Annotated in this window: 10 protein-coding genes; 5 read left to right on the top strand and 5 right to left on the bottom strand. The window is 68.7% G+C overall.

Annotated features, from left to right (window positions below):
* Window positions 1–88 precede the first annotated feature (88 nt).
* Window positions 89–2,068 (top strand): acyl-CoA dehydrogenase family protein, encoded by a 1,980-nt coding sequence (locus tag ACFO6S_RS09850; protein ID WP_378416450.1) that lies wholly within the window; start codon window positions 89–91, stop codon window positions 2,066–2,068.
* Here ACFO6S_RS09850 and hsaA read toward each other — a convergent pair.
* Window positions 2,065–3,231 carry a 3-hydroxy-9,10-secoandrosta-1,3,5(10)-triene-9,17-dione monooxygenase oxygenase subunit gene (gene hsaA, locus ACFO6S_RS09845; protein ID WP_378416448.1) on the bottom strand — a complete coding sequence of 389 codons (1,167 nt, stop codon included), beginning with the start codon at window positions 3,229–3,231 and terminating at the stop codon, window positions 2,065–2,067. The genes ACFO6S_RS09850 and hsaA overlap by 4 nt on opposite strands.
* A 176-nt stretch (window positions 3,232–3,407) precedes the next feature.
* Between hsaA and ACFO6S_RS09840 the strand changes: the two genes are divergently transcribed.
* From ACFO6S_RS09840 to ACFO6S_RS09825, 4 genes are all read left to right on the top strand, one after another.
* Window positions 3,408–4,568, top strand: a complete 1,161-nt coding sequence (locus ACFO6S_RS09840) for a Rieske 2Fe-2S domain-containing protein (RefSeq protein WP_378416446.1) — start codon at window positions 3,408–3,410, stop codon at window positions 4,566–4,568.
* Between the two features lie 16 nt (window positions 4,569–4,584).
* Window positions 4,585–4,809, top strand: coding sequence for a hypothetical protein (locus ACFO6S_RS09835; protein ID WP_378416444.1), 225 nt, complete (start codon window positions 4,585–4,587; stop codon window positions 4,807–4,809).
* Between the two features lie 28 nt (window positions 4,810–4,837).
* Window positions 4,838–5,626 (top strand): SDR family NAD(P)-dependent oxidoreductase, encoded by a 789-nt coding sequence (locus ACFO6S_RS09830; protein ID WP_378416442.1) that lies wholly within the window; start codon window positions 4,838–4,840, stop codon window positions 5,624–5,626.
* Between the two features lie 194 nt (window positions 5,627–5,820).
* Window positions 5,821–6,984, top strand: coding sequence for an alpha/beta hydrolase (locus ACFO6S_RS09825; RefSeq protein WP_378416441.1), 1,164 nt, complete (start codon window positions 5,821–5,823; stop codon window positions 6,982–6,984).
* Window positions 6,985–7,048: 64 nt separating this feature from the next.
* Here the strand turns inward: ACFO6S_RS09825 and ACFO6S_RS09820 are convergent, their stop codons facing one another.
* The 4 genes from ACFO6S_RS09820 to ACFO6S_RS09805 form a co-directional block, all read right to left on the bottom strand.
* A complete protein-coding gene (locus ACFO6S_RS09820; protein ID WP_378416439.1) occupies window positions 7,049–7,780 on the bottom strand; it encodes a flavodoxin family protein in 732 nt (243 codons plus the stop codon).
* A gap of 173 nt (window positions 7,781–7,953) precedes the next feature.
* Window positions 7,954–8,871, bottom strand: coding sequence for a VOC family protein (locus ACFO6S_RS09815; protein ID WP_378416437.1), 918 nt, complete (start codon window positions 8,869–8,871; stop codon window positions 7,954–7,956).
* A 34-nt stretch (window positions 8,872–8,905) separates the two neighbouring features.
* Window positions 8,906–10,084 carry an acyl-CoA dehydrogenase family protein gene (locus ACFO6S_RS09810; RefSeq protein WP_378416435.1) on the bottom strand — a complete coding sequence of 393 codons (1,179 nt, stop codon included), beginning with the start codon at window positions 10,082–10,084 and terminating at the stop codon, window positions 8,906–8,908.
* 66 nt (window positions 10,085–10,150) lie between these two features.
* Complete coding sequence (locus tag ACFO6S_RS09805) at window positions 10,151–11,848, bottom strand: FAD-binding protein (RefSeq protein ID WP_378416433.1); 1,698 nt, start codon at window positions 11,846–11,848, stop codon at window positions 10,151–10,153.
* Window position 11,849 lies beyond the last annotated feature (1 nt).

Genomic DNA, 11,849 nt, shown 5'->3' with positions numbered 1-11,849 from the left:
CTGTAGGCAGCCCAGGGGTTGTCGGTGACCTGACGAGAGGGGAATACTCGCCAGTAGGTTCTCCGATCGCCCGTCGAGGAGGCGAATCATGGTTGCACCGGCCCAGGTCACCGAGGAACAGGCGCGCGCCGTCGCAGAGGAAGCCCGGGAGAGCGGCTGGGACAAACCCTCCTTCGCCAAGGAATTGTTTCTCGGCAGGTTCCGGCTGGACCTGGTGCACCCATTCCCCCGGCCGGCCCCCGATGCCGACGCGCGCACCGGACGGTTTCTCGCGGAGCTCGCCGAATACTGCGCAGGCCTTGACGGTTCGGTGATCGAACGGGACTCGGTCATCCCGGACGAGTACGTCCGCGGCCTCGCCGAACTCGGCTGTTTCGGGCTCAAGGTGCCCGAGGAGTACGGCGGGCTCGGCCTGTCCCAGGTGGCCTACAACCGGGTGCTGATGCTGGTCTCGTCGGTGCATCCGAGCATCGGGGCGTTGCTGTCCGCACACCAGTCCATCGGCGTGCCGGAACCGTTGAAGCTGGCCGGCACCGAGGCCCAGAAGCGCGAGTTCCTGCCGCGCTGCGCGAAGGGCGCGATCTCGGCCTTCCTGCTGACCGAACCGGACGTCGGGTCGGACCCCGCGCGGATGGCGTCGACCGCCACGCCGACCGCCGACGGCGACGGCTACCTGCTCGACGGCGTCAAGCTCTGGACCACCAACGGTGTGGTCGCCGAGCTCCTGGTGGTGATGGCCCGGGTGCCCCGCAGCGAGGGGCGCCCCGGCGAGCCGGGCAATGCGCACCCCGGGGGTATCTCCGCCTTCGTCGTCGAGGCGGACGCGCCGGGCATCACCGTCGAACGGCGCAACACCTTCATGGGCCTGCGCGGCATCGAGAACGGCGTCACCCGGATGCACCGGGTGCGGGTGCCGCGCACGAGCCTGATCGGCCGCGAGGGCGACGGCCTCAAGATCGCGTTGACCACGCTCAACGCGGGCCGGCTCGCGATTCCGGCCATGTGCACCGCGGCCGGGAAGTGGTCGCTGAAGATCGCCAGGGAATGGTCCGCCGAGCGGGTGCAGTGGGGCCGCCCGGTCGGCAGGCACGGCGCCGTGGCCGCCAAGATCTCGTTCATCGCGGCCACCACCTACGCGCTGGAGTCGGTGCTCGAACTGTCGGGTCAGATGGCGGACGAGGGGCGCAACGACATCCGGATCGAGGCCGCGCTGGCCAAGCTGTGGGCCAGCGAGATGGCCTGCCTGATCGCCGACGAACTCGTCCAGATCCGCGGCGGCCGCGGGTACGAGACGGCGGCGTCGCTGGCCGCCCGCGGCGAGCGGGCGGTACCCGCCGAGCAACAGCTGCGGGACCTGCGGATCAACCGGATCTTCGAGGGCTCGAGCGAGATCATGCGGCTGCTCGTCGCGCGGGAGGCCGTAGACGCGCACCTGGCCGCGGCCGGGGACCTCGCGGACGCCAAGGCGGACCTGCAGCACAAGGCGCGGGCGGCGCTCGGCGCCAGCGGCTTCTACGCGAAGTGGCTGCCGCACCTGGTCGCAGGCAAGGGGCAGCTGCCCAACTCGTACGGCGAGTTCGGCCTGCTCGCGACGCACCTGCGGTTCGTCGAACGCAGCGCGCGCAAGCTGGCCCGGTCCACGTTCTACGGGATGGCACGCTGGCAGGCCGGGATGGAGAAGCACCAGGCGTTCCTCGGCCGGGTGGTCGACATCGGCGCCGAGCTGTTTGCGATGTCCGCGACATGCGTGCGCGCCGAGCTGCAGCGACACGAGCCGGGCGACACCGGCACCGCCGCCCCCGAGCTGGCCGACGCGTTCTGCCTGCAGTCCCGGCTGCGGGTGGACCGGCTGTTCGCGGCGCTGTGGGACAACACCGACGCGGTCGACCAGACGATCGCGGAATCGGCCCTGGGGCGGCGCTACGCCTGGCTCGAGTCCGGGGTGCTGGACCAGAGCGAGGGCACCGGCCCGTGGATCGCACAGTGGAGCCCGGGCGCGACGACATCGGAGAACCTCGCGCGCCGGTTCGGCGGCACCGCGGCCACGTCGAAGGAGCAGCCGTCCTAGACCATGTTGTCCTCGACCGGGAGACCGAACGCGCCGCGGCCGTAGAGCTGCAGTCCGCGTTCGGTGTCGTTGGCGACGTGTACCCCACCGGCGTGGGCGTCGCGCCAGGCCCGCTCGATCGGGTTGCCGCGGTCCAAGGACTGCCCACCCGCGGTCTTGAACAGCTTCTCGATGGCGTCGAGGGCACGCTCGGTACCGAGCACCTGGTCTCGCCGGGAGCGCAGCCGCAGCAGCATCGTGATCTCCTGACCAGCGGACGCGGCCTCGTACAGGGCCGTCACGTTGCGGTCCATCTGCAGGATCGAGGCGTCGATCTCGGAGGCCGCCCGGGCGACGGTCACCTGCGCGAACCGGTCCTCGACGAACCGGCCGCCGCCAAGGCTCAGCCGCACCCGGTCGCGCATGGTCGCCAGGTAGGTCTCGTAGCAACCGGCCACCACACCGATCACCGGCGCGGCGATCGCCGTCGTGAACACCGTCGCGAACGGGATCTTGTAGAGCGGGCCGGTGTTGACCTCCTGGCCCGGGCCACGCAGCTGCGAGATCTGGTAGTTCCGCATCACCCGGTACTCCGGCACGAAGGCCCGCACGACGGTGATCTCGTTGCTGCCGGTGCCCCGCAGGCCGACCGCGTCCCAGATCTCGCGGATCTCGTAGTCGTTGCGCGGCACGAGAATCGTGGTGAAGTCCATCGGCTCGCCCTGATCCCCGACCAGCATCCCACCGAGCAGCGCCCAGTCGGCATGGTCGACGCCGGAGGAGAACCGCCACACGCCCGAGACCTCGTACCCACCGGGAACCGGCGTCATCCGGCCGATCGGCGCGTACGACGAACAGATCAGGGTGTCCGGGTCCTCGCCCCAGACCTCGGCCTGCGCGCAATCGTCGAAGAGCCCGAGATGCCACGGGTGCACGCCGAGCACCGAGGCGACCCAGCCGGTGGACCCGCAGGCCCCCGAGATGGCCCGCACGACCTCGTAGAAGTGGACGGGGTTGGTCTCGGCGCCGCCGTACCGCGCGGGCTGCAACATCCGGAACACCCCGGCGTCGGTGAGCGCGCCGATGGTCGTCTCGGAAATCCGCCGCGCATCCTCGGTCGCCAGCGCGCCGGCGGCGATGGCGGGGAGGAGTTCGCGCACGGCCCCGAGAACCTCGTTGGTCATTCGATAGATCTTATCGGCGGCGAGCGCCGACGCGACCGGCGCGTCATGTCGGAATCGTCCCGGCCAGTGAGATTGGAGGAAACACCCACTTCACCCCTCACTAGCGTCGCAAACAACGATCGCCAATGGTCTTTCGCCGCAGCCCAGGCGGCATCGCTCGAAGGGATGGAACAACCGTGACCAGCACGCAGTCCGCAGACGATGAAGTTCGCGTTATCGAGTCCGGAACGGCGCCCACCAGGTTCGCGCGAGGCTGGCACTGCCTGGGCCTGTCCGCGGACTACCGCGACGGCAAGCCGCATTCGGTAGAGGCCTTCGGCACCAAGCTGGTCGTCTTCGCCACCAGCGAGGGCGAGATCAAGATCCTCGACGCCTACTGCCGTCACATGGGTGGCGACCTGTCCCAGGGCGAGGTCAAGGGCGACTCCATCGCGTGCCCGTTCCACGACTGGCGCTGGGGCGGCAACGGCAAGTGCACCGGCATCCCCTACGCCCGCCGGGTGCCGCCGATCGCCAAGACCCGCGCCTGGACCACCCTCGACCAGGACGGCATGCTCTTCGTCTGGAACGACCCCGAGGGCAAGGCGCCGACCGAGGCCGACATGTACATCCCGAGGATCGAGGGCGCGCTGTCCGACGAGTGGTCCGACTGGGTCTGGTACACCACCGAGGTCGACACCAACTGCCGCGAGATCGTCGACAACATCGTCGACATGGCGCACTTCTTCTACGTGCACTACTCGTTCCCCACGTTCTTCAAGAACGTCTTCGAGGGCCAGGTCGCCAGCCAGTTCATGCACGGCCAGGCGCGTGAGGACATGCGACCGCACGCCTCCGGCACGCCGAAGATGGTCGGCAGCCGCTCCGACGCGTCGTACTTCGGGCCGTCCTTCATGATCGACGACCTGACCTACAAGTACGAGGACTACGACGTCGAGTCCGTCCTCCTCAACTGCCACTACCCGGTCGGCCCCGACAAGTTCGTGCTGATGTACGGCATCATCGTGAAGAAGTCGGACCGGTTCCAGGGCGAGGCCGCCACGGAGATGGCCAAGAACTTCGGCACCTTCATCGCCAAGGGCTTCGAGCAGGACATCGCGATCTGGAAGAACAAGACCCGGATCGAGAACCCGCTGCTGTGCGAGGAGGACGGTCCGGTCTACCAGCTGCGCCGCTGGTACGAGCAGTTCTACGTGGACCGCGCGGACGTGCAGCCGGAGATGACCGAGCGCTTCGAGCACGAGATGGACACCTCCAAGGCCGTCGCGTCCTGGCGCAAGCAGGTCGACGCGAACCTCGAGCAGAAGGCACGGGAGAATGCAGCCGCTGGCGTGTGAGCGGTGCGGGGCCTGCGTGCAGGTCCAGAAGCACAGCTGGGAGCACACCGCGATCCAGTGGAACGCTGCCGCGCAGGAGACCTGCGAGGAGATCCACAACTGGTCCGGTCGCGAGGGACGTCCCGGCGCTCCCGTGATGCGCTGCGAGGCGCTCAACGCCACCATCCAGCGCGCCGCGGTCGAGGGCCGGATCTCGATCACCAACGAGGATCCCGTCCCCGAGCCCCAGATCGCACCCTGACCACGCTGTTTTCCGAGAGGATCCGTTCATGATCGACATCAACCAGTACGGCCCGTGGGCCGTCATCGCCGGCGGCTCCGAGGGCGTCGGTGCGGCGTTCGCGGACGAGCTGGCCCAGGCGGGCTTCAACCTCGTCCTGATCGCGCGCAAGCCCGGCCCGCTCGAGGAGACCGCGGAGAAGGTCCGCACGCACGGTGTGGAGGTTCGCACCCTGTCGCTGGACCTGCTCGCCACCGATGCACTCGCCCAGATCCGTCGGGTCACCGACGACGTCGAGGTCGGCCTGCTGATCTTCAACGCAGGCGCGAACAGCTACGGACACGAGTTCGTCACCGGCGACCTCGACGGTTTCCGCGGCGTGATCGAGCTGAACATCATCAAGCAGCTCGAGCTCTCGCACCACTTCGGTGGACTGATGCGCGACCGCGGCCGTGGCGGCATCATGCTGCTCGGTTCGCTGGCCGGCTACATGGGCTCCGAGCACCAGAGCATCTACGCGGCGTCGAAGGCGTTCAGCCGGGTGTTCGCGGAGAGCCTGTGGCTCGAGCTCGAGCCGCACGGCGTGCACGTCGTCGAGCTGGTCCTCGGCGTCACCCGCACCCCCGCCATGGTGCGCGCCGGACTGAACTTCGACATCCCGGGCATGATCGTCCAGGAGGCCGAGGACGCGGCCCGCGAGGGTCTCGAGCACCTCACCGACGGCCCCATCTGGATCGCAGGCGGCAACTACGAGGCCGCGCAGAAGCGCAGCGGCTTCCCCCGCGACAAGAAGGTCAAGGGCGCGGCCGAGGCGATGCGCAAGCTGATGGGCCGCTAGCAGGCACCGGATCCGACGCCTGGACACATCGTGGCCGCACCCCTGATCCCGGGGTGCGGCCACGGTCGTCTGCACGGCAGGGCGTCGCGACCGCGACTCCACCAAACAGACCAAATCGTCTGAATTTCCCTGGGCGCGGCACTTACCGCGGTAGGTTCTCCCCAAAATGAATCGCACCATCTAGGGGATGTTCTGTGACGACAGGTTCGGTCTCTACACGCTCGGTACGCCGCACCCTGCGCACAGCGGTCCTCGGCATCTCGGTCGCTTCGCTCGTCGCACTGCCGATCGGCCCCGCCGCGGCAGCGGACGACTCCGGGAGCGCCGGCAGTGCGAGCGGCAGCCTCGGCAGCGTGGTCGGAAGCGTGGGAGGCAGTTCCGACGGGGGCAGCGTCACCGCGGGGTCTACGATTCCCGGTCCGCTCCAGAACGAGCACCCACCGCTGCCCGCGCTCCGCGACGACATCACCGTCGCGGCGATCGTCGGGGAGGAAGAGAAGTCCGATCAGCTGGTCCGATTCACCGTGGCCTCGCCTGCGATGCGCCGCGACATCGGGGTGGAGGTCCTGCTGCCGAAGGACAACTCCGTCCCGCGCCCGTCGATCTACGCGCTCGAGGGCGTCGACGCCAGCGAGGACACCAGCGGTTGGGTCAGCATCGGCGGTGCCCCGCAGTTCTTCGCGGACAAGAACGTCAACGTCGTGATGATCAACGGCGGCGTGTCCGGCATGTACACCGACTGGGACCGGATCGACCCGAGTGTCGGCCTGCACAAGTGGGAAACCTTCATCACCAAGGAGTTGCCGCCGCTACTCGACGCCCGACTGAAGACCAACGGCGTCAAGTCGCTGCTGGGCGCGTCCATGGGTGCGCAGGGCGCAATGATGCTCGCCCACCGGTATCCCGAGATGTACCGCGGCATCGCGGTGTTCAGCGGCTGCTACTCGACGACCAACGACGTGGGACGCCTCAGCGTGCAGGCGACGGTGTCCTCGCGGGGCGGCGACCCGGCAAACCTCTGGGGCAAGGTCGGCGGTCCGCAGTGGGCCGAACACGACTCGGTGCGCAACGCGGAAGCACTGCGCGGCAAGGACATCTACGTCTCGGTGGCCTCGGGGCTGCCGGGCCGGTACGAGACCCCCGACATCGCCAACTACGCCGAACGGGTGGTCGTGGGCGGGTCCATCGAGGCGGCGGCGGACGTCTGCACCCGCAAACTGCAGTCCGAACTGAAGGAACTGCAGATTCCGGCGACGTTCGACTTCGAGCCGACGGGCACCCACGCCTGGGCCTACTGGGTGGACCAGTTGCCCAAGGCCTGGCCGACGCTGGCGCGGTCACTCGGCCTCCCCGCCTGACCGGGACCACACCGAGGACACCACCGGTGGCCGCGCTCGGGGACGGGGCGCGGCCACCGCCGGGTCAGCGGTAGTCGGGATTGGCGAACCTCGGGTGACAACCCGCGTCCCACATCGATCGCTGATTGCCGTACGCGGGAATACCACCCTCGCGGCGGAGCATCGCCGCCAGGTGCATCAGGTTGTAGGTCATGAAGGTGGTGTTGCGGTTGGTGAAGTCGTTCTCGGGCCCACCGGAGCCCTCGTCGAGATACGACGGCCCGGGCCCGGCCTCCCCGATCCAACCGGCGTCGGCCTGCGGCGGGATCACGTAGCCCAGGTGCTGAAGGCTGTAGAGCACGTTCATCGCGCAGTGCTTGACGCCGTCCTCGTTGCCGGTGAGCAGAGCGCCGCCGACCCGGCCGTAGTAGGCGTACTGCCCCTTCTCGTTGAGGATCGAGGAACACCCGTACAGCCGCTCGATCACCCTCTTCATCACGGAACTGTTGTCCCCCAGCCAGATCGGTCCGGCCAGCACCAGAATGTCCGAGGCGATGATCCGTTCGTACAGTCGTGGCCACTCGTCGCTGGGCCAGCCGTGCTCGGTCATGTCGGGATAGACGCCGGTCGCGATGTCGTGGTCGACCGCGCGAATCTCGTCGACCGCGACCCCGGCCTCGCGCATCAGTCCGACGCTGCGGTCGATCAGGCCCTGGGTGTGACTTCGCTCCGGCGACCGCTTCAGCGTGCAGTTGACGTACGTCGCCAGCAGCCCCTCGAAGCTGGGCACCGGTTCCGGTTCGAGCTGGGCGGCCATCGCAACTCCTCGGCAGAGTGGGATCGGCCTTCCACGATATGCGCCCGCGGGGCGCGAGAGTAGACCCCGGACGCATCGAACCCGGCAACGGAAGAACGCGGCGGCCGCCCGGTGAGGGCGACCGCCGCGTTCTTCCGGTGTGGAGAATCCGGCCGATCGGGCCTGCCGATCGACTACTTCGGCTGGAACGCCGCCAGCGGCTCGCTGGCGGACCAGTCGTGGCCCCAGTAGCTGTCCGCGGTGATCTCCTCCGCGGTGTAGTGGCTCTCGTCCACCAGCATCCCCTCGGTGCCGAACTCGAGGTCCCAGCCACCCGGTGCCCGCACGTAGAACGAGACCATCTTGTCGTTCGTGTGCCGACCCAGGGTCGAGGAGATCGTGAATCCGAGCTTGCCGACCCGGTCGAGCGCCTGGCCGACGGCGTCGAGGGTGTCGACCTCCATCATCAGGTGCACCATGCCGGGGGCCTCGGTCGGCGGCGCCGGGCAGATCGCCAGGCTGTGGTGCCGCTGGTTGACGCCGAGGAAGCGCACCCGCCGGGCAGGCAGCGGCGCGTTCGGCCCGCCGAGGCGGACCGCACCGCGCGGCAGGAACCCGAGCACCTCGGTGTAGAAGGCGTAGGTCTCGGTGGCCGCCGGCGTCGGCAGCACCACGTGGCCCAGACCCGACGCACCGGTGACGAAGTTGCCACCGTGCGGGGTGACCACCGGGCTGTGGTCGAGCACCGGCCCGAAGAACACCTCGAGCAGGGTGCCGGACGGGTCGCGGAAGGTGATGACCCGCTCGGCGTCCCGGTAGAGGGCTTCCTCCTCCGACAGCTCGGTGACCTCGACGCCGGCCTTCTCGACCTGCCGGCGCACGGCCTCGAGGGCGAACTCGTCGCGGACCTCCCAGCCCACGGCCAGCACCCGGTCGACGTCGCCGGGCAGCACCTGCAGCCGTGAGCGACGCTCGTCGACCCGCAGGTACAGCCCGTCCGGCTCCGGACCCGACCCGACGGCCATGCCGAGCCCGTCGACGACCAGCTCGCGCCAACGCGGGACGTCCGCGGTCTGGACCCGGAGGTATCCGAGCGACCGGATTTCAGTCATGTTCTCTACCTATCTATTCGCGAGTCGGGGTGGACTAGATCATCGACCGGTGGATGCCCTGCGGCTCGCCGCCGAGCTGGGCCAGCGCCGAGGAGTGGAAGATCGAACCGGGCACGTGGATCGCGTGCGCGATGCCCACGTGCGCGTCCCGGAAGAAGCGCTGCATCGGGTGCTTGTAGTGCGCGGCGTTGCCACCGGACCGGGCGAAGATCTCGTCCACGGCACGCACCGCACGCCACGCCGCCGCGGTCTGGGTCCGACGACCGATGGCCCGGGCCTCGAAGTCGATCTCCGTGCCCTTCTCGGTCATGTCCCAGAACCGGTCCACGGTCTCGAGGATCGCGGCGCGCGAGGCCGCGATCTCCGCGGCCGCCTCACCGATTGCGTAGAGGACGTACGGGTCGTCCTTGATCTTGGTGCCGGTGATCGCGACACGAGTCTTCTGCGCCTCGATGTGGCAGGCCAGCGCGCCCTCGGCGATGCCGATCACCGCGGAGGTGATGCCGAGCGGGAACATGCACGAGAACGGCATCTTGTAGAGCGTCTCGGTGCGGCCGGACTCGCGCTGGGCGTTGCCGTTCATCACCTCGCTGGCCAGGATCGTCCGGTGCGTCGGGATGAAGGCGTCCTTGACGATGACGTCCTTGGAGCCGGTGCCGCGCAGGCCGATGACGTCCCAGGAGTCCTCGACGATCTCGTAGTCCTCGCGGGGCAGGTACACGTGCATCTGCACCGGCGGCATCAGCGGCTTGCCGTTCTCGTCGCCGGTCATTGCGCCCAGGACGACCCACTGGCAGTGGTCGGTGCCGGAGGAGAACTGCCAGCGGCCGTTGAGGATGTAGCCCCCGTCGACCGGCTTCGCGACGCCAAGCGGCGCGTACGGCGAGGCGACCCAGGTGTCGTTGTCCTGGCCCCAGATGTCTTCCTGCAGCTGCTCGCTGGAGAACGCCATCTCCCAGGGGTGGACGCCGACGATGCCGTTGACCCAGCCGGTGGCGCCGTCCATCGCGGCGACGGACATGACGGTCTCGGCGAACTCGCGGGGGTGCACCTCGAGGCCGCCGTACTTCTTCGGCTGCAGCATCCGGATGGCGCCGGACTCACGCAGCCGCTTCGCGGAGGTGTCCGACAGGCGCATGAGCTTGTCGCCCTCGGCGCCCTCGGCGCGGATCTCGTCTGCGTACTGCGCGATGCGTTCCTGAACCTGACCCATGACTTCCTCGGCTCTCTTGTGTGTTATCTGGCGGCGAGCCGCCTACTGCTGACGAACGTCCCAGCCTCAGCTGGATGCCGCGGGTGCGCTCTCGCTCAGTGGGAGGGCATTCGCGGCGGCGTACTGCGCAGCGATGTATCCGAACACCATCGACGGTCCGATGGTGGCGCCGGCGCCGGCGTACTCGTTGCCCATCACCGAGGCCGTGGTGTTGCCCGTCGCGAACAGACCGTCGATCGCGGTGCCGTCGGCCCGCAGGACCCGGCTGTTCTCGTCGGTGACCAAGCCGCCCTTGGTTCCCAGGTCGCCTGCCTCGCAACGAATCGCGTAGAACGGGCCCTTGACGATCTCGTCGAGGTTGGGGTTCTTCATGGTCGGGTCGCCGTAGTAGCGGTCGTAGGCGCTGTCGCCCCGGCCGAAGTCCTCGTCCGTGCCGCTGCGCGCGAAACCGTTGAAGCGCTCGATCGTGGCCGCCAGCTTGTCTGCGGGAATCCCGACCTTCTCCGCCAGCTCGGCCAGGGTGTTGGCCTTGTGCACCACACCCGAGTCGTAGAAGCCCTGCGGGAACGGCATGTTCGGCAGGACCTGCGCGAACGGGTAGCGGTTCTTCGCCTTGGTGTCCATGATGAACCAGGCCGGGACGTGGCCGCCCTCGAGCTGGTCGTGCACGAAGTTCACGTACGGCGAGGACTCGTTGGTGAAGCGCTCGCCCTGGCTGTTGACGATCACCGACGGCGGGATGCACCGCTCGGAGACCAGCGGGATCACCGCACCCATCGGATGGAAGACCGACGGCATCCACCAGGCGTCGTCCATCAGATCGACTGCGGCGCCGAGCTTCTGGCCCGCGACGATGCCGTCGCCGACGTTCTCCCGGGCACCCGCGCTGATGTTCGCGCGGCCGTGCTCGGGCAGGTACTGATCACGCATCTGCTGGTTGTGGTCGAAGCCGCCGGTGGCCAGCAGCACGCCACGCCGGGCGCCGATCCGGACCGTCTTGCCCTCGCGCTCGACGACCGCACCGATCACGACGCCGTGCGCGTCGGTCACCAGCTCCGTCATCGAGGTCTGCAGCCACAACGGGACGCCGGCCTCCTTGAGCACCATGCGCATCCGGGCCACCAGGGCCCGGCCGCCCGTCGACATGTGCCGACGACGCACGACGTTGGACGCCACCCGCCAGGCCGCGACCATGGAGGCCCGACGGCCGGCCCACGTCCGCTTGACCATCGCCAGGTCGTGGTAGTCCTTCGAGGTGACCCACAGGCCGAGCGGGCCCTTCATGCTGTTCGGACGCTGGAACTTCTCGTCGTCCTTCAGCTTGCGGGTGTCGAACGGCATGCACTCGATGGTGCGTCCGAGGGCGCTGCCGCCGTCGTTCTCCGGGTGGTAGTCGGAGTAGCCCTTCACCCAGTACAGCTTCATGTGCGGGCTGGTGTCGAGCAGCTCCATCAGCTTCGGGCCGCCGTCGATGTACGCGTCGATCCGCGCGTCACTGACACCGGAGCCCGCGGTGAGGTTCTTGAGGTACCGGCGGATGACCGCCGGGTCGTCCTGCGCGCCCTTGCGGACCAGCGTCGGAGCGTTCGGGATCCAGATGCCGCCACCGGAGATCGCGGTCGAACCGCCGAAGGTCTTGCCCTTGTCGATCACCAGCGTGTCGAGGCCGCTGTCCGCCGACGCGATGGCGGCGCTCATGCCGCCGCCGCCGCTGCCGACGACGAGGAAGTCGACGACCTGGTCGAAGTTGTCCCAGTTGCTCATG

The organism is Rhodococcus kronopolitis (assembly GCF_042654025.1).
Classification (GTDB): Bacteria; Actinomycetota; Actinomycetes; order Mycobacteriales; family Mycobacteriaceae; genus Rhodococcus_G; species Rhodococcus_G kronopolitis.
The sequence above is the reverse complement of the archived record's forward strand: the minus strand, read 5'-3'. Positions and strand labels throughout refer to the sequence as shown.